A 20,133-nucleotide genomic window follows, 5' to 3' on the forward strand; every position below is an offset into this window, starting at 1 on the left:
CGCCAGAAACCGGATGCCCGGTACGGTTCCTCCGCCCGCTAGAGCACGGCGGCGGCCGTGAGCAGCCCGAACGCGAGGGTGATCAGGGCCGTACGGACGCGGTGGAGACCGTTCCACCGCCCCTCGAAGGCGGCCCGCGCCGCGGCGGCGCCGCCCGCCGGGTCACCCTCGGCCGTCCGCTCCGAGGCCGCGAGGGCGTTGTTGAGCGGGACGTTGCCGCCGACGGTCACCAGGTGGTTGAGGACCGCGCAGACGAGCCCCGCGAGGACCAGCCACCGCTGCGTGTCCGTGCGCCCGTCCTGCGGGACGAGGAACGCGGCGACGGGGAAGGCGACGACGCCGAGGAAGACCGCGAGGAACACGGGCCTCGGCACGAACTCGTTGATCCGGCGCATCGCCGTGACGAACTCCGGGTCCGTCAGACGGGCGAGCGCCGGCATGATCCCGGTCTGGAAGATCAGCATGAAACCGGCGTAGAGCCCGGTGCATCCGACGGCGAGGGCGAGCAGCAGGGTGGCCATGCGGTCATTCTGCCCTCGGAGGTCACGCCGCTGCCCCTCATCTCCCGCTCTTTCCGGGGCACTTGCGCGCGTGACGCGCGAGAGGCCCGGGAGGAGCGGGCGGAGGAGTGACGAAGGGGCCCCGATGCGGCGACGGCGACGGGGGTGACGTGCGGTGGCATGGATTCGCCATCCTTCTCAACAGGGGTTGTCACCGTGTGCAGTCACATGCGTACATGGAGTGGACATCGATCGCGCGGGGGTGGTCAGCGGTGGCAGAGAGCGCAGGCTCCGTGATGCTCGCCCGTTCGGCGATGGGCCGGGCCGTGACCGAGGGACAGCGGCCCGCCGGGCGGCCGGTCCGGGGAGCCCGGCGCATCAGTGCCGCGCTCGCCGGACTCGCCGCCTCCACCCGGCACGAGCTGCTGACCTTCGACGACCCGGTCGCCTCCGCCGGCTTCGCGATCCCCGAGCCGTTCCTGGAGCTGGCGGGAGCGTGCATGCGGGCCGCGGTGGAGCGGGCCGAGGAGGTCCGGCGCATCGTCCCGAGGCACGCCCTGCCCCGGATCGAGGGAGGGCTCCGGATCCCCGGCCGGGCCCGCGTCGTCGAGGCCATCCCGTTCAAGATGATCCTCGTCGACCGGACGGTCGCCGCGATCCCGCTCGATCTGGAGCTGCTGTACAACGGGCTGCTGCTGATCCGGGACCCCGTCGTGGTGCAGGCCCTCGTCCGCGCCCACCACATCTGCTGGGCGGCGGCCGAGGATCCCGCGCACGCCGCCCCGTCCGCGCCGCCGCCCCGTGATCTGCCGGCGCAGCTGCGCCCGGTGCTCGACGCCCTCCTGTCGGGGGTCACGGACGAGACGGCAGCCGCCCGTCTCGGCATGTCGGCGCGGACGTACAGCCGCAGGGTGGGCGATCTGATGGCCGCCCTCGGCACGACGAGCCGCTTCCGCGCGGGCGCGGAAGCGGCTCGGAGGGGGTGGGTCTAGGGCGTGTCGTCACACTCCCGTCGTCGCCCGGAGGGCGGCCCCGCGGCGTCTGGTGCGTGCTCTCGGTGCGCCGGGTGGAAGCACGCGTACTGGACGTACTCGGCTTTCGCCCGGTGCGGCGAGAGCGCGTGCCAGGCGTCGCGGGGCAGACGGGAGTGTGACGACACGCCCTAGGACCGGCTACGACACGATGTCCTTGCGGGCGAAGCCCCGGAAGGCCAGGGCGAAGAGGACCAGGGCGTACGTCAGGGAGATCGCCGTTCCCTTGATCATGCCGCCCCATTCCAGCTGGGGCTGGAGCGCGTCGATCCAGGCGAACTGCCAGTGCGCGGGCAGGTAGTCGCGCCAGTCGCCGAGCGCCGTGACGGCGTCCAGCACGTTGCCGACGATCGTGAGGCCGACGGCGCCGCCCACCGCGCCGAGCGGGGCGTCGGTGCGGGTGGACAGCCAGAAGGCCAGCCCCGCGGTGACCAGTTGGGAGGCGAAGACGAAGGCGACGGCGATCCCGATCCTGAGCAGGGCGTCGCCCGCGGGCACCGCGCCGCCCGTCGGCAACCGCAGCGGTCCCCAGCCGTAGGCGACCGTGCCCGCCGCCAGGGCCACGAGCGGAAGGAGGACCATCGCCGCCGCGCTGTAGCCGAGGGCGACCGTCAGCTTGGAGGCGAGCAGCCGGGAGCGCGGGACGGGCGCGGCGAGCAGATAGCGCAGCGAGGACCAGCTCGCCTCGGAGGCGACGGTGTCCCCGCAGAACAGCGCCACCGGGATGACGAGGAGGAAACCGGCGGAGACGAAGAGGCAGGTCGCCGCGAAGTTGGCGCCGGAGGCCGTCGCCGTGTCCATCAGGGTGATGCGGCCGTTGCGGTCGCCGTCCCCGGAGCCGCCGATCGCGAAGGCCGCGATCAGCACGAACGGCAGGGCGACGAGGATGCCGCCCATGATCAGGGTGCGCCGTCGCTTCCACTGGCGCAGGGCTTCGACGCGCAGCGGCAGGGTGCGGCCGGGCCGGTAGCCGGGGGCGCGGGTCGAGGGGCCGGCCGGCGTGGTCGTGGTGGTCACGCGGCTCCTCCGATCAGGGTCAGGAACGCGTCTTCCAGACGCCGGTGGGGACCGACGCCGGTCAGGGGCACGTCCAGCCGGACGAGTTCGCCGATGAGGGTGGTCGGGTCGATGCCGTCGAGGCGGACCAGGACCCCTCCCTCGGTGCGGGTCGCCGCGCCGATGCCCGGCAGGGCGTCGATCTTCTCGACGAGGACGTCGTCGATCTCGGCGCTCAGGCTCACCAGGAGGGTGGAGCCCGAGCCGGTGATCTCGGCGACCGGTCCGGCCTGCACGAGCCGGCCCCGGTCCATGACGACCAGGTGCGTGCAGGACTGCTCGACCTCGGCGAGGAGGTGGCTGGAGACGATGACGGTCCGGCCCCCGGCCGCGTACCGGATCATCACCTCGCGCATCTCGCGGATCTGCGGCGGGTCGAGCCCGTTGGTCGGCTCGTCGAGGATCAGCAGGTCGGGCAGGCCCAGCATGGCCTGGGCGAGGGCGAGGCGCTGCCGCATGCCCTGCGAGTAGGTGCGGACGGCGCGTTCGAGGGCGCCGCCCAGGTTCGCGATCCGCAGGGCCTCGTCGACGTGGGCGTCCTCGGCGGGACGGCCGGTGGCCTTCCAGTACAGGTCCAGGTTCTCCCGGCCCGACAGGTGGGGCAGGAATCCGGCGCCCTCGACGAAGGCGCCGACGCGGGAGAGGACCGGCGCACCGGGCCGGATGGCCTGGCCGAAGACCCGGATCTCGCCCTCGTCGGGGGTGATGAGGCCCATCAGCATGCGCAGGGTGGTGGTCTTGCCCGCGCCGTTCGGCCCGAGGAGACCGAGGACCTGGCCCCGCTCGACGCGGAAGGACAGGTCACGGACGCTGTACCGGTCGCCGCCCTTGTACTTCTTCGACAGGCCGGTGATCTGGAGGGGTACGCCGGTGAGTTCCGGGTCCGGCGCGGGGGCGGCCGTCCGGCGGCGGGCGGTGAGCAGCAGCGCGGCGGCCCCGGCGAGGCCGAGGAGCGGCAGGACCCACACCCAGCGCGGCAGGGCGGCGGCCCGGTTGGAGAGGCCGGGCGCGGTGGGGACGGTGAGCGGGCCCTCGACGGCGACGGTGTACCGGGCGGGGACCACCGGGGAGGCGTAGCCGAGGTCGGTGGCGGCGACGACCAGGCGCAGCCGGTGCCCGGCCTCCACCTCGTGGTCGATCGCGGGCAGGGTCAGCGTGACGTCCTTCCCGGCCTTGGCGCCCTCGACGTGGACGGGGGCGACGAGCTGGGCGGGCAGCACCTGCTGCCGTCCGTCCGGCCCGACGTCGTACACCTTGGCGAAGAGGACGGCGGAGCCGTCGGCGGCGGTCGAGGTGACCTTGACGCGGACGGTCGGCGTGCCGGTGACGCGCAGGGCCTCGGCCTGCGGCTTCGCGTCGAACCGGGCGTGCTGGCCGGGGAAGTCGAGGGAGAGGCCGACGCCGAGGGAGGAGAGGCCGGAGAGTCCGCCACCGAGGCCGGGGACGGCGGAGACGGCCGGGGGCGCGGCGCCCGGCGGGTTGGTGAAGGTCTGCGGCGTCCCGCCGAGGGCGAGGTCCGTGGTGCCGGAGGTGAGGCCGGGGTAGCGGTCGGCGGTCGCGGCGCGCAGGGTGGCCCGTCCGTCGGTGGAGTCGACGCCGCCGGTGCGGCTGACGCGGAAGGCGGGGCCGGTGTCGACCGAGGTGTCGCGCTTGAGCCAGCGGTCGAACCAGGTGCTGACGCGGCGCTCGACGCGGTCGGTCTCGCGGTCGCCGCCGTCGTGGCCGCCGGCGATCCAGTCGACGGCGACGGGGTCGCCGTTGGCCGTCAGGGTGCGGGCCATCGCGTCGGACTGGGCGAGGGTGAAGAGCGAGTCGGACTGTCCCTGGACGAGGAGCGCGGGCACCTTGAGGCGGGCGCCGACGGCGGAGGGGCTGCGGGCTTCGAGGAGGGCGCGGGCCCCGGCGTCGGGCTTCCCGGCGACGGCGACGCGCTGGTAGAGGGAGCAGAGCTCGGCGGTGAACCGGCCGCAGCCGTTCCCGGCGGCGGCGCCGGCGGGGCGGCCGCCCGGGGAGGACGGGTCCGTGTCCCCGGTGGAGAAGAAGATCCCGGCCCAGAGCTTCTTGAAGACGCCCTGTGGGAAGAGGGCGTCGGCGAGGTTCCAGTAGGTGATCTGGGGGGCGATCGCGTCGACGCGCGGGTCGTGGCCCGCGGCGAGGAGGGAGATCGCGCCGCCGTAGGAGGCGCCGGTGACGCCGACGCGCGGGTCGCCGGGCTTGTCGAGGAGGACCTCGGGGCGGGCGGCGAGCCAGTCGATCAGCTTCGAGACGTCCTTGACCTCGTGGTCCGGGTCGTTGAGCCCGATCTCGCCGGTGGAGGCGCCGAAGCCGCGCGCGGACCAGGTGAGGACGGCGTAGCCGTCGCGGGCGAGGCCCTCGGCCTGGGCGCGGACGTCGTCCTTGGAGCCGCCGAAGCCGTGGCCGAGGAGGACGGCGGGGCGCCGGCCGTCGCCCGTGCCGGTGAAGTACGAGGTGTCGAGCCGTACCCCGTCGACGTCGAGCATCCGGTCCGCGCGGTGCACCGGGGGTGGATCGTCCTGGGCGACGGCGGTCCACGTGCCGGCGCCCGCGAGGACGGCGAGCGCTGCGGTGATCGCGGCCCACCGGGGAAGTCGGAGTCGCATGAGGTCGAGCCTAAGCGGCCCGGTCGCGCGCCACGGCTGCCCACGGACGGAAATCGTCCGCCTCCTCAGGTCGTACGCAGTACGGTCCGCGTACAGCGGACGCGGTACGTGAAGACGCGGAGACGCGAAGACCTGAAGACGCGAAGACGGGGAGACGGCGTGGAGATCCGGCGGGCGACGACGGTGGCGGAGCTGCTGGCGGCGGGGCACCTGTTCGACGGGCCGCCCCGGGAGGCGTGGGCGGCCGCGTTCCTGGCGGCGCCGGGGCACCTGATGCTGATCGCGTACGCGGAGGACGGCTTCCCGGCCGGTTTCGTCTCCGGCATCGAGATGCTGCACCCGGACAAGGGCTCGGAGATGTGCCTGTACGAGCTGTCGGTGGACGAGGGGCACCGGCGGCGGGGCCTCGGGCGGGCGCTCACGGAGGCGCTGCTTGACCGGGCCCGGGAACGCGGCTGCTACGGGGCCTGGGTCGGCGTCGACACGGACAACGCCCCCGCCCTGGCCACCTACCGTTCGGCGGGCGCGGTCGACGAGGGCGTCTTCGCGATGCGCGGCTGGCCGCTGGACGAGGAGCCGGGCGCCTGAACGTCCGACGTCCCCGGGGAGCGCGCCCCGGGGACGTCGGACGTGGATCAGGCGTGGAGCGGGTCGATCAGTGGTTGCGCGGGAAGCCCAGGTCGACGCCGGCGGGGGCCTCGGACGGGTCGGGCCAGCGGGTGGTGACGACCTTGCCGCGGGTGTAGAAGTGCACGCCGTCGTTGCCGTAGATGTGGTGGTCGCCGAAGAGCGAGTCCTTCCAGCCGCCGAAGGAGTGGTAGCCCACCGGCACCGGGATCGGCACGTTGACGCCGACCATGCCGGCCTGGACCTCCAGCTGGAAGCGGCGGGCGGCGCCGCCGTCGCGGGTGAAGATCGCGGTGCCGTTGCCGAACGGCGAGGCGTTGATGAGGGCGAGGCCCTCCTCGTACGTCTCGGCGCGGAGCACGCAGAGGACCGGGCCGAAGATCTCGTCCTGGTAGGCCTGGGCGGTGGTCGGCACGTGGTCCAGGAGGGACAGGCCGATCCAGTGGCCGTTCTCGTGGCCCTCCACCGTGTAGCCGGTGCCGTCGAGGACGACCTCGCAGCCCTCGGCGGCGGCGCCGTGGACGTAGGAGGCGACCTTGTCGCGGTGGACGGCCGTGATGAGCGGGCCCATCTCGGAGGTGGGGTCGTTGCCGGGGCCGATCTTGATCTTCTCGGCGCGCTCGCGGATCTTCTGGACGAGCTCGTCGCCGATGGCGCCGACGGCCACGACCGCGGAGATCGCCATGCAGCGCTCGCCGGCGGAGCCGTAGGCCGCCGAGACGGCCGCGTCGGCGGCCGCGTCGAGGTCGGCGTCCGGGAGGACCAGCATGTGGTTCTTCGCGCCGCCGAGCGCCTGGACGCGCTTGCCCTTGGCGGAGGCGGTGGTGTGGATGTACCGGGCGATCGGGGTCGAGCCGACGAAGGAGATCGCGGAGACGTCCGGGTGCTCCAGGAGGCGGTCGACGGCCACCTTGTCGCCGTGCAGGACGTTGAAGACGCCGTCCGGGAGGCCCGCCTCGGCGAGCAGCTCGGCGATCTTCAGGGACGCCGACGGGTCCTTCTCGCTCGGCTTGAGGATGAAGGTGTTGCCGGTCGCGATGGCGATCGGGAACATCCACATCGGCACCATGGCCGGGAAGTTGAAGGGCGTGATGCCGGCGACGACGCCGACGGGCTGGCGGATCGACGCCACGTCCACGCGGTTGGACACCTGGGTGGAGAGCTCGCCCTTGAGCTGGGTGGTGATGCCGCAGGCCAGGTCGACGATCTCCAGGCCGCGGGCGACCTCGCCGAGCGCGTCGGAGTGGACCTTGCCGTGCTCGGCGACGATCAGCTCGGCGATCGCGTCGCGGTTGGCGTCGAGCAGCGCGCGGAACTTGAAGAGGATCGTGGTGCGCTGGGCCAGCGAGGAGGTGCCCCAGGTGGCGAAGGCGTCCTTCGCGGCGGCGACGGCCGCGTCGACCTCCTCCACCGAGGCGAGGGCGACCTGGGTGGTCACGGCGCCGGTGGCCGGGTCGGTGACCGGGCCCCAGTTGCCCGACGTGCCCTCGACGGTCTTGCCACCGATCCAGTGGTGGACGCTCTTCGTCATGACGAGTTACTCCTTCAGAGATGGCGGCGTCGGGCGGTGACGTGCCGGTCGTACTCCTCGCGGGCCTTCGCCGCCGACGGGCGGGTCGACGTCTCGGCCACGGGCACATCCCACCACGCCTGGGCCGGGGGCGGGCCCGACACACTGTCTGCCGTTTCGGTCTCGACGTAGACACATGTGGGATCCGTGGCCGCCCGGGCGTCCGCGAGGGCTTCTCGCAGGTCACGCACGGTGCGGGGGCGCAGGACCCGTAGGCCGAGGGAGGCCGCGTTGGCGCCGAGGTCGACCGGGAGCGGCGGTCCGGTGAAGCTGCCGTCGTCGGCCCGGTGGCGGTAGTCGGTGCCGAACCGCTCGGCGCCGACGGCCTCGGAGAGCCCGCCGATGGAGGCGTAGCCGTGGTTCTGCAGGATCAGCAGCTTCAGGGGCAGTCGCTCCTGGACAGCGGTGACGATTTCGGTCGGATTCATCAGGTACGTACCGTCGCCGACGAGCGCCCAGACGGGCCGGCCGGGCGCGGCGAGGAGCACGCCGATCGCTGCGGGGATCTCGTATCCCATGCAGGAGTAGCCGTACTCGACGTGGTACTGGTCCCGTGAGCGGGTCCGCCAGAGCTGGTGGAGGTCGCCGGGGAGCGAGCCGGCTGCGTTGATCAGGATGTCGCTGCCGTCGACCAGAGTGTCGAGTGCGCCGAGGACCTGGGTCTGGGTGGGGCGGGCGTCCTCGTCGGGGGCGGCGTAGGCCGCGTCGGTCCGTTCCTGCCACGCGGCCTTGGAGCCGGACCAGTCGGCCGTGGTCCGCCGGTGGCCGCCGAGCGCGGCGGCGAGGGCGGTGAGGCCCTCGCGCGCGTCGGCGACGAGGGGCAGCGCGGCCTGCTTGTGGGCGTCGAAGCCGGTGATGTTCAGGTTGAGGACGGGCGTGTCGGGGCGGTAGAGGGTGCCGGACGCGGTGGTGAAGTCGGTGTGTCGGGTGCCGACGCCGATGATCAGGTCGCTGGTGCGCGCGAGGTCGGCGGCGGTGGCGGTCCCGGTGTGGCCGATGCCGCCGACGTCGCAGGGATGGTCGTACGGGAGGACGCCCTTGCCGGCCTGGGTGGTGGCGACGGGCAGGCCGGTGCTCTCGGCCAGCTCGCGCAGCGCGTCCTCGGCGCGGCTGTGCCGGACGCCGCCGCCGGCGATGATCAGCGGTCGCCGCGCGGCCCGGACGGCCCGGACGGCGGCGTCGAGTTCGGCGGCGTCGGGGCGGGGGCGGCGGATCCGCCAGATCCGCTCGGCGAAGAACTCCTCCGGCCAGTCGTACGCCTCGGCCTGGACGTCCTGGGGCAGGGCGAGGGTCACGGCGCCGGTCTCGGCGGGGTCGGCGAGGACGCGGACGGCCGCGAGGGCGGCAGGGATCAGGGCCTCGGGCCGGGTGACCCGGTCGAAGGAGCGGGACACCGGGCGGAGGCAGTCGTTGACGGACACGTCCCCCGCGGACGGGACCTGGAGCTGCTGGAGGACGGGGTCGGCGGGGCGGGTCGCGAAGGTGTCGCCGGGCAGCAGCAGCACCGGGAGGTGGTTGACCGTGGCGAGGGCGGCGCCGGTGACGAGGTTGGTGGCGCCGGGGCCGATGGAAGTGGTGACGGCGTGCGCGGAGAGCCGGTTGCTCTGGCGGGCGTAGCCGACGGCGGCGTGCACCATGGCCTGCTCGTTGCGGCCCTGGTGGAAGGGCATGCCCCGCTCCTCGACCAGCGCCTGTCCGATCCCGGCGACGTTCCCGTGCCCGAAGATGCCCCAGGTGGCGGCGATCAGCCGGTGCCGCTCGCCGTCGCGTTCGGTGTGCTGGGCGGCGAGGAAGCGGACGAGGGCCTGCGCGACGGTGAGCCTCATGCGTATCCCTCCGTGTGGTCGGGGTGGAAGCGGATCCTCCACTCCCGTCCGGGTCCGGGGCCCGCCATCACGTTGAGGTAGTAGAGGTCGTGCCCCGGCTGAGCGATCGAGGGGCCGTGCCAGCCGTCGGGGACGAGGACCGCGTCGCCGTCGCGGACCTCGGCGAGCAGCTCGGCGCCGCCGGGCCGGGAGGGGGAGATCCGCTGGTAGCCGAGGCCGTGCGGGCCGGCGATCTCGTAGTAGTAGATCTCCTCCAGGACAGTCTCGGCGCCCGGGCGGTGCTCGTCATGCTTGTGCGGCGGGTAGGAGGACCAATTCCCGCCGGGCGTGACGACCTCGACGGCGATGAGCCGGTCGCACGCGAAGGCGTCCGCCGAGGCGAAGTTCCGGACGCTGCGGGCACGGTTGCCGCTGCCCCGGGTCTCGACGGGAACCTCCGGCGCGGGGCCGTAGCGGGCGGGGAGTCTTCGCTCGCACTTCGCTCCTGCCAAAGCGAAGCGGCCTCCCGCGCCGGAGGCGATCTGGGCGTGGGCGTCGCGCGGTACGTAGGCGAAGTCGCTCACTCCTTCGAACACGCTCGCGCGGCCCAGGAGTTCGATGATCTCGCCGTCGACGCGCACGCTACAGGCACCGGAGAGGGGAAGCACGGCCCATTCGGAATCCCCGCTCTCGAAGGTGTGGTTCTCCCCCGGTCCGAGGGTGAGGACCCGGAGCGCGGAGTACGTCCATCCGGCCCGCCCGGGGTCGATGTCGACCGCGTACGGGCCGTGCGCGGCGGTCCCGGCGGGCAGGTGCAGGCTCGTGTCCATGCCGGATCCCTACCCCGTCTCCGGGATCGTTCCCGTGCCGGCGGCGAGGGCTTCGGCGATCTCCGCGGCGTCCGGCATGGCGGAGGAGCAGGCGAGGCGGCCCGCGACGATCGCGCCGGCGGCGTTGGCGTGCCGCAGGACGGTGCCGAGGTCGTGTCCGGCGAGCAGCCCGTGGACGAGGGCGCCGCCGAAGGCGTCGCCCGCGCCGAGCCCGTTGACGACCTCGACCGGCAGCGGCGGCACCTCGGCGCGGGTCCCGTCGGCGGCGAGCGCGAGGACGCCCGCGGGGCCCTGCTTCACGACGGCGAGCCGGACGGCGCCGGCCGCGAGGAGGGCGCGGGCCGCGGCCTCGGGCTCCCGCTCCCCGGTGGCGACCTCGCACTCGTCGAGGTTGCCGACGGCGACGGTCGCGTGCCGCAGCGCCTCGGTGTAGTACGGGCGGGCCGCCGCCGGGTCCGTCCAGAACATCGGCCGCCAGTCCAGGTCGAGGACCGTCGTCTCCCGGCCGGACCGGGCCCGCAGCGCGTCCAGAGTCGCGGTGCGGCTGGGTTCGGCGCACAGGCCGGTGCCGGTCGCCCAGAAGACCCGGGCGGCGCGGACGGCGCCGAGGTCCAGCTCCTCGGTCCGGATCTCCAGGTCGGGGGCCCGGGGGCGGCGGTAGAAGTAGAGGGGGAAGTCGTCGGGCGGGAAGAGCGCGCAGAAGGTGACGGGGGTGGGGTGCGCGTCGACCTCGGTCACCCAGTGGGCGTCGACCCCGAAGTCCTTCAGCTCGCGGCGCAGATAGCAGCCGAAGGGGTCGGCGCCGGTGCGGGAGACGAGCGCGGTGCGGCGGCCGAGGCGGGCGGCGGCGACGGCCACGTTGGCCGCCGAGCCGCCGAGGAACTTGCGGAAGGTCTCGACCCGGTCGAGTCCGACGCCGGTCTGGAGCGGGTACAGGTCCACGCCGAGGCGGCCCATGGCGATCAGGTCGTACGGCTCCGTCTCCACGCGCCACCTCTCGGCTCGGCCGCCCTCGGCTCCGCTCCCAGGTCTAGTCGTCCGCCCGGAGGCGTGTCAACGATATGTCCGGACATTCGGACGACGCGGGACGGCCGACGGCTTGACGCTGCTCTCGGGCCGCGACCAAGGTGGCAGTCATGACGAAGCCGTCCCCGCAGCCGTCAGCACCGCCCCCGACCCGCCCGTCGCCACAGCCGTCGGCCCCGCCCTCGGCCCCTCCGGCACCGCAGCCCGCCACCGGTCCGTCGCCGCGGTCGTCGGCGCCGCCCACCACGGGTCCGGCGCCGCAGCCCGCCACCGGCCTCTCGCCGCAGCCCTCGTCGCCGTCCCGGATCCGTGTCGGATCGGCCCCCGACTCGTGGGGGGTGTGGTTCGCCGACGATCCCCGGCAGGTGCCGTGGCAGCGCTTCCTCGACGAGGTGTCGGGCGCCGGCTACCCGTGGATCGAGCTGGGCCCCTACGGCTATCTGCCGACCGATCCGGCCGTCCTCGCGGAGGAGACCGCCCGGCGCGGGCTCCGGGTCTCGGCGGGCACCGTCTTCACCGGGCTGCACCACGGCCCGGACGTCTGGGACCGGACCTGGGCGCACGTCGCCGAGAACGCCGCCCTCGCCCAGGCCGTGGGCGCCGAGCACCTGGTCGTCATCCCGTCCTTCTGGCGGGACGACCGGACGGGCGCGGTCCTGGAGGATCCCGTGCTCACGGCCGGGCAGTGGCGGGACCTGACCCGCCTGACGGAGCGTCTGGGCCGGGAGGTCCGCGAGCGGTACGGGCTGCGGATCGTGGTCCACCCGCACGCCGACACCCACGTCGACGGCGAGGAGAGCGTGCACCGCCTGCTCGACGCCACCGACCCGGACGCGGTCGCGCTCTGCCTGGACACCGGGCACTACGCGTACGCCGGCGGGGACAGCGTCAAGCTGATCGAGACCTACGGGGAGCGGATCGGCTACCTCCACCTCAAGCAGGTCGACCCGGAGGTGCTGGCCGGGGTGGTGGCCGAGGGGGTGCCGTTCGGTCCGGCCGTGGCGCGGGGGGTGATGTGCGAGCCGCCGACGGGCGTGCCCGCTCTCGAACCGGTGCTCGCCGCCGCGTCCGCGCTGGACGTGGACCTGTTCGCGATCGTCGAGCAGGACATGTACCCGTGCGCGCCGGACGTCCCGTACCCGATCGCCCTGCGGACCCGGCGCTTCCTCCGCTCCTGCGGCGTGTGACCGGCGCATACCGCCCTGACCAGGGGGGACGCACGGGGACACTCCGGGGGAGGTGTGTGCCGGTTCCGTCACACGGATTCCCCTTCCGTCACATTTGTCTCGCTTACGCGGGCTGTGCGTCACAGGCTCGCGACAGCCGCTGCCCTCCCGCCGGAAGGGGCGTTGCACCGGGCAGAGGCTGATTGATCGCTTGATCACCGACGCCCGCCCGCAGCGCCCCCGAACGGCACCCCCTGCCGCCGCTGCGCGGCGCGCAGGGAGGTACCGGGCATGACGGACGCAAGGCTCTGGTCGTACAAGGACATCGCCGCACACATCAAGGTGCAGCCCGACACGGTCCGCTCCTACCGGAAGCACGGGCTTCTTCCGCCGCCCGATCACGTGGAGGCGGGCAAGCCCTACTGGTACGCGGACACGATCCGCGCCTGGGTGGCGAGCCGCCCCGGCAACCGGGCCCGCCGCGACTGACCCGGCGGGCCTCGCGCGCCGGGCTCCGGTCCCCCTCCGGAGCCCGGCGCCCGGCCGTGCGGGGCCAGGGGTCAGCGGACGGCGCTGTAGGCCCTCCCGTCGGCGTCGGCATCGGACTCCGCGCCGGTCCCGTCCCCCGTGCCGGGGCCGGCCGGGGCGTCCGTCTCGCTGATGCCGAAGCGGTCGTGGAAGCGGCGCAGCGGGCCCGGCGCCCACCAGGTGAGGCGGCCGGTCAGCTTCATCACGGAGGGGACGAGGAGGCTGCGGACCACCATCGCGTCCATGAGGACGGCGAGCGCGACGCCGAGGCCCAGCATCTTGGTGTTGGTGACGCGGGAGGTGCCGATGGCGACCATGACGACGGCGAGGATCACTGCGGCGGCGGTGATCAGGCCGCCGGTGTGGCGCAGGCCGAAGCGGACGGAGTGCTCGTGGTCGCCGGTGGCGTCGTACTCCTCCTTGATGCGGGAGAGCAGGAACACCCCGTAGTCCATGGAGAGTCCGAAGGCCACGCAGAACATGAGCACGGGCAGCGTGGTCTCGATGTCGCCGGTGGAGGTGAAGCCGAGGAGCCCGGAGAGGTGCCCCTCCTGGAAGACCCAGACGACGGCGCCGAACATCGCGGTGAGGCTGAGCGCGTTGAGGAGGACGGCCTGGACGGGGACGACGACGCTGCCGGTGAGCAGGAAGACGAGGAGCAGGGTGACGAGGACGATGATCCCGGCCGCCCAGGGCAGGCGGTCGGCGATGGCGTCCTTGGAGTCGACGAGGACGGCGGCCGGTCCGGTGACGGTGGTCGTGAACGGGGCCTCGGCCGCGCGCAGTTCCCCGACGACCCGCTGGGCGTCGGCTCCGACGGTCTCGCCCTCGGGCACGACCGTGAAATAGGCGGATCCGCGGCCCGCCGTGACGGGGCCCTCGGCGCGGGCGACGCCGTCGAGGGCGGCGAGGCGCTCCCGGTAGCCGGCGTACTGCGCGGGGGTGGCCTCGCCCTCGGCGAGGACGGTGAGGCCGCCGCCCGGGCTCCCGGGGAAGCCGTCCCGCAGCTGGTCCTGGACGACCCGGGAGGAGGCGGTGACGGGGAGCTGGCGGTCGTCGGCGGTGCCGAACTTCACGCCGAGGAAGGGCAGCCCGAGCAGGACGAGCCCGGTGGTGGTGACGACGGCGAAGACGGGCGCCCGGCGCATCACGAGGGCGGCGGCCCGCCCCCAGCCGGCCCCGTCGTCACCCGGAGAGCCGTAGCGCGGGGAGCCTTCGGCGGCAGAGCCGGCCGTGTCGCCCCGGACCGCCTCCGTCGTGGCGCCGCGCGGTGCCCGGCCGCGGCGCAGGAGCCGTCGCAGGTCCAGGGCGTTGACCCGGTCGCCGAGCAGCACGAGGGCGGCCGGGAGCAGGGTGAGCGCGGCGGTGGCGGCGAGCAGGACGACCGCGATCCCGGCGTACGCGAAGGAGCGCAGGAAGTACTGCGGGAAGACCAGCATCGCGGCGAGCGAGACGGCGACGGTGAGGGCGGAGAAGAGCACGGTCCGCCCGGCGGTGCGCAGGGTGGTGCGGACGGCGGCGTACGTGTCGGCGCCGGCCGCGAGCTCCTCGCGGTAGCGGCGAACGACGAAGAGGGCGTAGTCGATGGCGAGTCCGAGACCGAGGGCGGTCGTCAGGTTCTGCGCGAAGACGGAGACGTCGGTGAACTCGGTGATGCCGCGCAGGACGGCGTTGGTGCCGAGGATGGCGACGATGCCGACGCCGAGCGGCAGCAGGGCGGCGACGGCGCTGCCGAAGACCATGACGAGCAGGACGAGCGTCAGGGGCAGGGCGATGAGCTCGGCCCGCAGCAGGTCCTCCTGGATGACCGTCTGCATCTCGTGCCGGACGGCGAGCTCGCCGCCGAGGGAGACCTCGACGGGGCCGTGGGTGCCCCGGTACGCGGGGGCGATCCGGTCGAGGACGGCGGCTGCGTCCTTCTCCTCGCCGGCGATCCGGGCGGCGATGACGCCCTGGCGGCCGTCCTCGGAGCGGAGGGCGGGCGAGCCGGTGGACCAGTAGGAGCCGACGCCGTCGACGCCCGGCTCGGCGTCGAGCCGCTCGGCGAGCCGGCGGGCCTCGGCGGCGGCGTCCGGGGCGTCGACCCCGGGGGCTCCGGCGTCGACGAGCAGCAGCACGTTCGGCTGGGAGCCGGGGAACCGGCTCTCCAGGGCCTTCGTGGCGTACGTGGACTCGGCGGCCGGGTCCTCCCAGCCGCCGCTGCCCATCCGGTCGGCGACGCCACCGCCCGCGAGGACCGCGAGGGCCGTGAGCACGAGGGCCACCAGGAGGGTGAGGCGCGGCCTGGCGGTCACGAACCGCGTCCATCCCCCGCCGCCCCCGCCTCGCGGGGCCGTTTTCTTGACTTCGGACATGACGCGGTGTCCCCTTCACCGTGGCCCCTGCACGCGCTTCCCGGCAGGTCGCGGGGGCCGCCCATTGCCATAGACCGGCAAACACGAGTGATCGCTCGCGTTTTCTTAGAATGCGAGCGACCTCTCGTGTTTGTCAAACCGCTGAGGAGAGCTGGGGACAGTGATGTCCGAAGAACCGAGGCCGCGCCGCCGCCAGGCGCGCGGTGAGCGCCGTATCGCGCAGCTGCTCCAGGCCGCCGCGGACGTCTTCTGCGCGCACGGGTACACGGCGACCAGCACCAACGCGATCGCCCGCGAGGCGAGCGTCTCGCCCGGCACGCTCTACCAGTACTTCCCGAACAAGGAGGCCATCGCGATAGAGCTCGGCGAGCGCCTCCTGAGCGAGATGCGGGAGGCCCACGGCCAGGCGTTCACCCCGGCGAACCTCACCCTGCCGCTGCCCGAGCTGCTCGACGTGGTCGTCGACCCGATGATCGCGTTCAACTGCGCGAACCCGGTCTTCCTGGCACTCATGCACGGCTCCGAGGTGCCCGGCCGGATCGCCGAGGAGCACGACGCCCTGCACGCGAGCCTGCTCTCCTCGGTGCGGGACGTGATCGCGCACTTCGCCCCCGAGCTGACCCCGGAGGAGCGGGCCCGGATCGCCGACATGACCTTCGCGATCTTCAAGGGGGGCCTGGGTCTCGTCCTGGCCGCGCCCGAGGGGCCGGAGCGGGACGCGACGATCGCCGAGCTGAAGACGGTCCTGCTGCGCTACCTCTCCCCGCTGGTCGACTCCCCGCACTGAGCGGGGCCCGTCACCACGACTCCGAACCCCGACCGTCTCCGTGGGCAGGACCCCCCACCGAGCGGGGGCGGTCACCACGACTCATACCCGCCGACCGTCTCCGTGGGCAGCGCCCCGCACTGAGCGGGGGCCCGTCACCACGACTCCGAACCGCCGGCCGTCTCCGTGGGCAGCGCCTTCCCGCCCGCGCGCGCCCGCAGCCTCAGGGCCAGCAGCGGGAAGATCAGCACGGAGAGCATGCCCGCCCCGACGAGCGCCGCCGCCTCGCCGGCCGTCATCTCCTTGTCGTCCACGCCGATGGTGGTGATCGCGACGACGAGCGGCAGCGCGGTGGAGCCGTAGAGGACGAGGCCGCCCCGGTCCCGGCGGCCGAGGTCGCGCGGCGCGAGGAACCAGACCGGCCCGCCGCGCACGACCAGGAAGAGCAGCAGGAAGACCGGCAGCAGGAGCAGGGTCCGGCCCCCTTCGAGGAGGGAGTGCAGGTCGAACTCGATCCCGGTGACGACGAAGAACACCGGGACGAGGAAGCCGAAGCCGACGCCCTCGACCTTCGCCAGGATCTCCGGCCCGGCCTCGGGCGCGGCGCCGGTCAGCACCAGCCGGGTGATGAGTCCGGCGGCGAAGGCGCCGAGCAGCACGTCCAGGCCGAGCGCGGTCGAGGCCCCGAGCATGAGCGCGAGCAGCAGGAAGACGAAGCGGACGGCGAACTGGCCGCTGCTGTGCAGGGTCCTGGCGATGACCGTCGAGAACCACGGCGGGCGGGGCCGCATCGCCCACAGGACGGCCCCGGCGGTGAGCGCGGCGAAGACGGCGAGGACGGCGGTGGACTCGCCGGCGCCGCGCCCGCTGAGCAGCAGCGACATCGCGATGATCGGGCCGAACTCGCCGACCGCGCCGAAGGCCATGACGACCGAGCCGAACCGCCCGTGGAGCTCGCCCGCGTCGCGCAGCACCGGCAGGACGGTGCCGAGCGCGGTGCTGGTCAGGGCGACGCCGATGAAGACGCCCTTGGTGTAGCCGCCGCCCAGCAGGACGCCGGTGGCGAGCCCGAGGCCGAGGGCGGTCACCCAGGCCCACACGGAGCGCCGCAGCGTGTCGCCCCGGACCTTGCCGAACTCGATCTCGTACCCGGCGAGGAAGATCAGCATGGCCAGGCCGAGCTGGGAGAGCCCGTCGATCAGCGCGTCGGGGCGGGCCCAGTCCAGGACGTCGGGGCCGATGAGGATGCCGAGGAGGATCTCGAAGATGACGAGGGGGACGGGGAGCCTGCGCCCCACCGCGTAGGCCAGCAGCGGCGCCAGGACGGCGATCGCCATGATCAGGATGAGCGTGCTCCCCGGATGCGACATATCGGGTGTTTACCATAGGCATCAGCCCCTGCGGCCGCGTCAGGCGACCCGTCGCCGGGGGGACTTGGGGAGCCCCGGCGCCGGAGGCGCGGATCAAGTGGAATTTATACCCCCTAGGGGTATAGTCTCGCCGGTGTAAGACCCTGAATCCCCAGGAGGAGAGCGCCATGTCCGCAGAGACGAAGACCGAACTCACCACCGTCTACCAGGTCAAGGGCATGACCTGCGGCCACTGCGAGGGCGCCGTCTCCGGCGAGATCTCCGAGATCCCCGGCGTCTCCTCCGTCACGGCCGTCGCCAAGACCGGCGAGGTCACCGTCGTCTCCGACGCCCCGCTCGACCGCGAGGCCGTCGCCGCCGCCGTCGACGAGGCCGGCTACGAGCTGGTCTGACCGCCCCCCGGACACGCTTCGCAGGGCCGTACCGTTGTCGGGTACGGCCCTGCTCCCGTTGGGAATCACGCATGCCAAGCACCACCGTCACCGAGCTGACGATCGGCGGGATGACCTGCGCCTCCTGCGCGGCCCGCATCGAGAAGAAGCTCAACCGGATGGACGGCGTCACCGCCACCGTCAACTACGCCACGGAGAAGGCGCACGTCGAGCACGCGCCGGACGTGGACGTCGACGCGCTGATCGCCACCGTCGTGAAGACCGGCTACACCGCCGACGTGCCCCTCCCGCCGGCGGAGGAGCGGGAGGAGCAGGGGAAGGAGGAGGCGGACCCCGAGCTCGCCTCCCTCCGGCAGCGGCTCACGGTCTCCGCGCTCCTCTCGGCGCCCGTGATCCTGCTCGCGATGGTCCCGTCGCTCCAGTTCGACAACTGGCAGTGGCTCTCGCTCACCCTCGCCTCCCCCGTCGTCGTCTGGGGCGGGCTGCCCTTCCACCGGGCCACCTGGACCAACCTGCGGCACGGCGCCGCCACCATGGACACCCTGGTCTCGGTCGGCACCCTCGCCGCCTACGGCTGGTCCCTGTGGGCGCTCTTCCTCGGCGACGCCGGGACGCCCGGCATGCGCCACGGCTTCGACCTCACCGCCGACCGCGCGCACGCCTCCTCCTCGATCTACCTGGAGGTCGCCGCCGGCGTCGTCACCTTCCTCCTCCTCGGCCGCTACCTGGAGGCCCGTGCCAAGCGGAAGGCGGGCGCCGCGCTGCGGTCCCTGATGGAGCTCGGCGCCAAGGACGTCGCCGTCCTGCGCGAGGGCCGGGAGGCCCGGATCCCGGTCACCGACCTGCGGGCCGGAGACCTCTTCGTCGTACGCCCCGGGGAGAAGATCGCCACCGACGGCACCGTCACCGAGGGTGCCTCCGCCGTCGACGCCTCCCTCCTCACCGGCGAGTCGCTGCCGCTGGACGTCACCCCCGGCTCCGCCGTCACCGGCGGCTGCGTCAACGTCTCGGGACGGCTCGTCGTCGAGGCCTCCCGGGTCGGCGCCGACACCCGGCTCGCCCGGATCGCGCGGCTCGTCGAGGACGCTCAGAACGGCAAGGCCGAGGTGCAGCGGCTCGCCGACCGGATCTCCGCCGTCTTCGTCCCCGTGGTGCTCCTGATCGCCCTCGGCACCCTCGTCACCTGGCTCCTGGCCACCGACGACGTCACCGCGGCCTTCACCGCGGCCGTCGCCGTCCTGATCATCGCCTGCCCCTGCGCCCTCGGCCTCGCCACCCCGACCGCCCTCATGGTCGGCACCGGCCGCGGCGCCCAGCTCGGCATCCTCATCAAGGGCCCCGAGGTGCTGGAGTCGACCCGCAAGGTCGACACAGTCGTCCTGGACAAGACCGGCACCGTCACCACCGGCCGCATGAAGCTGACCGGCGTCCACGTGCACGGCGGCCGGTACGGCACGGACCCGGCCGACGAGACCGAACTGCTGCGGCTCGCCGGCGCCCTGGAGCACTCCTCCGAGCACCCGGTCGCCCGCGCGATCGCGGCCGGCGCCGCCGAGCGCTGCGGGGAGCTCCCCACCCCGAAGACCTTCGAGAACGTGCCCGGACTCGGCGTGCGCGGCTCCGTCGAGGGACGGCTGGTGCTGGTCGGACGCGCCGCCCTGCTGGAGGCCGAGGGCGTCGAGGCGCCCGCGACGACCGCGCCCGGCGCCGTCCACGTCGCCTGGGACGGGGTCGCCCGGGGCACCCTGACCGTCGCCGACACCGTCAAGGACACCAGCGCCGAGGCGGTCGCCCGGCTGCGCACCCTGGGCTTGCGGCCGGTGCTGCTCACCGGGGACCACCGGGCGGTGGCCGAGGCCGTGGCGGCCGAGGTGGGCATCGACGAGGTGATCGCGGAGGTGCTGCCCGAGGAGAAGGCCGAGGTGGTCCGGCGGCTGCGGGCCGAGGGCCGCACGGTCGCGATGGTGGGCGACGGGGTCAACGACGCCGCCGCGCTCGCCGGCGCCGACCTCGGGCTCGCGATGGGCACCGGCACCGACGCGGCGATCGAAGCGAGCGACCTGACCCTGGTCCGGGGCGACCTGCGGGTCGCGGCGGACGCCATCCGGCTGGCCCGCCGGACCCTGGCGACGATCCGGGGGAACCTCGGCTGGGCCTTCGGCTACAACGTCGCCGCGCTGCCCCTCGCGGCGGCCGGACTCCTCAACCCGATGATCGCCGGCCTGGCCATGGCCTTTTCGTCCGTCTTCGTCGTATCCAACAGCCTTCGGCTCCGCCGGTTCACGTGAATTCACTCACGCGTGACGCACAGGACCTTCACAAAGAGATCTAGATCACAGATATTGGGGGGTAACCATCTGGGCTGTTCGCGAGTCTAAGTGGGCGATGCCAAGAACGTCTTGGGGGACGTTCATGGGATGTCTTGGGGGACGTCCCTGGGCAAGCGCGGCCGGGGCACGTGCACGGGGAGCTTTGAGCGGCCCTCCCGTAC

General features: G+C 73.7%; 16 protein-coding genes. 7 read left to right on the forward strand and 9 right to left on the reverse strand.

Features of this window, described 5'->3' with window-relative positions; genetic code table 11:
* Positions 1–38: 38 nt before the first annotated feature.
* On the reverse strand, positions 39–521 hold the full coding sequence (locus tag ACFYXU_RS11355) for a DUF1772 domain-containing protein (protein ID WP_361393501.1): 483 nt from the start codon (positions 519–521) through the stop codon (positions 39–41).
* 251 nt (positions 522–772) lie between these two features.
* Between ACFYXU_RS11355 and ACFYXU_RS11360 the strand changes: the two genes are divergently transcribed.
* The gene (locus ACFYXU_RS11360) at positions 773–1,492 is read left to right on the forward strand and encodes a DNA-binding response regulator (protein WP_361393500.1); all 720 of its coding nucleotides are present in this window, start codon (positions 773–775) and stop codon (positions 1,490–1,492) included.
* Positions 1,493–1,672: 180 nt separating this feature from the next.
* On the opposite strand, the gene ACFYXU_RS11365 is transcribed toward ACFYXU_RS11360, so the two are convergent.
* Both ACFYXU_RS11365 and ACFYXU_RS11370 read right to left on the reverse strand, forming a co-directional pair.
* Complete coding sequence (locus ACFYXU_RS11365; protein WP_376514529.1) at positions 1,673–2,548, reverse strand: ABC transporter permease; 876 nt, start codon at positions 2,546–2,548, stop codon at positions 1,673–1,675.
* Positions 2,545–5,208, reverse strand: a complete 2,664-nt coding sequence (locus ACFYXU_RS11370) for an alpha/beta fold hydrolase (RefSeq protein WP_389407154.1) — start codon at positions 5,206–5,208, stop codon at positions 2,545–2,547. The genes ACFYXU_RS11365 and ACFYXU_RS11370 overlap by 4 nt, the downstream gene beginning before the upstream one ends.
* A gap of 159 nt (positions 5,209–5,367) precedes the next feature.
* Here ACFYXU_RS11370 and ACFYXU_RS11375 point away from each other — a divergent pair, with 159 nt between their 5' ends.
* Positions 5,368–5,796, forward strand: coding sequence for a GNAT family N-acetyltransferase (locus ACFYXU_RS11375; protein WP_376514534.1), 429 nt, complete (start codon positions 5,368–5,370; stop codon positions 5,794–5,796).
* 67 nt (positions 5,797–5,863) lie between these two features.
* Here ACFYXU_RS11375 and mmsA read toward each other — a convergent pair whose 3' ends face one another.
* Genes mmsA through iolC form a run of 4 tightly spaced genes read right to left on the reverse strand, consistent with a single transcriptional unit; the run spans position 5,864 to position 10,997 of the window.
* On the reverse strand, positions 5,864–7,366 hold the full coding sequence (gene mmsA / locus ACFYXU_RS11380) for a CoA-acylating methylmalonate-semialdehyde dehydrogenase (RefSeq protein ID WP_389407153.1): 1,503 nt from the start codon (positions 7,364–7,366) through the stop codon (positions 5,864–5,866).
* Positions 7,367–7,380: 14 nt separating this feature from the next.
* Positions 7,381–9,231, reverse strand: coding sequence for a 3D-(3,5/4)-trihydroxycyclohexane-1,2-dione acylhydrolase (decyclizing) (iolD, locus tag ACFYXU_RS11385; protein ID WP_376514537.1), 1,851 nt, complete (start codon positions 9,229–9,231; stop codon positions 7,381–7,383).
* Complete coding sequence (gene iolB, locus ACFYXU_RS11390; RefSeq protein WP_376514539.1) at positions 9,228–10,040, reverse strand: 5-deoxy-glucuronate isomerase; 813 nt, start codon at positions 10,038–10,040, stop codon at positions 9,228–9,230. Before iolB ends, iolD begins: the two co-directional genes overlap by 4 nt.
* Positions 10,041–10,049: 9 nt before the next feature.
* Positions 10,050–10,997 (reverse strand): 5-dehydro-2-deoxygluconokinase, encoded by a 948-nt coding sequence (iolC, locus tag ACFYXU_RS11395; protein ID WP_376514582.1) that lies wholly within the window; start codon positions 10,995–10,997, stop codon positions 10,050–10,052.
* A gap of 179 nt (positions 10,998–11,176) precedes the next feature.
* On the opposite strand from iolC, the gene ACFYXU_RS11400 reads away from it, so the two are divergent.
* Positions 11,177–12,253 carry a sugar phosphate isomerase/epimerase family protein gene (locus tag ACFYXU_RS11400; protein WP_389457414.1) on the forward strand — a complete coding sequence of 359 codons (1,077 nt, stop codon included), beginning with the start codon at positions 11,177–11,179 and terminating at the stop codon, positions 12,251–12,253.
* 270 nt (positions 12,254–12,523) lie between these two features.
* On the forward strand, positions 12,524–12,721 hold the full coding sequence (locus ACFYXU_RS11405; RefSeq protein WP_329849934.1) for a MerR family transcriptional regulator: 198 nt from the start codon (positions 12,524–12,526) through the stop codon (positions 12,719–12,721).
* Between the two features lie 71 nt (positions 12,722–12,792).
* Here ACFYXU_RS11405 and ACFYXU_RS11410 read toward each other — a convergent pair whose 3' ends face one another.
* On the reverse strand, positions 12,793–15,114 hold the full coding sequence (locus ACFYXU_RS11410; RefSeq protein WP_389457416.1) for an MMPL family transporter: 2,322 nt from the start codon (positions 15,112–15,114) through the stop codon (positions 12,793–12,795).
* Between the two features lie 163 nt (positions 15,115–15,277).
* On the opposite strand from ACFYXU_RS11410, the gene ACFYXU_RS11415 reads away from it, so the two are divergent.
* On the forward strand, positions 15,278–15,901 hold the full coding sequence (locus ACFYXU_RS11415; protein WP_329849930.1) for a TetR/AcrR family transcriptional regulator: 624 nt from the start codon (positions 15,278–15,280) through the stop codon (positions 15,899–15,901).
* 134 nt (positions 15,902–16,035) lie between these two features.
* On the opposite strand, the gene ACFYXU_RS11420 is transcribed toward ACFYXU_RS11415, so the two are convergent.
* The gene (locus ACFYXU_RS11420) at positions 16,036–17,250 is read right to left on the reverse strand and encodes a cation:proton antiporter (protein ID WP_376514544.1); all 1,215 of its coding nucleotides are present in this window, start codon (positions 17,248–17,250) and stop codon (positions 16,036–16,038) included.
* A 167-nt stretch (positions 17,251–17,417) separates the two neighbouring features.
* On the opposite strand from ACFYXU_RS11420, the gene ACFYXU_RS11425 reads away from it, so the two are divergent.
* Positions 17,418–17,642 (forward strand): heavy-metal-associated domain-containing protein, encoded by a 225-nt coding sequence (locus ACFYXU_RS11425; RefSeq protein WP_189801693.1) that lies wholly within the window; start codon positions 17,418–17,420, stop codon positions 17,640–17,642.
* 71 nt (positions 17,643–17,713) lie between these two features.
* The gene (locus tag ACFYXU_RS11430) at positions 17,714–19,930 is read left to right on the forward strand and encodes a heavy metal translocating P-type ATPase (protein ID WP_389457418.1); all 2,217 of its coding nucleotides are present in this window, start codon (positions 17,714–17,716) and stop codon (positions 19,928–19,930) included.
* The last annotated feature ends 203 nt before the right edge of the window (positions 19,931–20,133 follow it).

It is taken from the genome of Streptomyces sp. NPDC002232 (genome assembly GCF_042890295.1).
Lineage (GTDB): Bacteria > Actinomycetota > Actinomycetes > Streptomycetales > Streptomycetaceae > Streptomyces.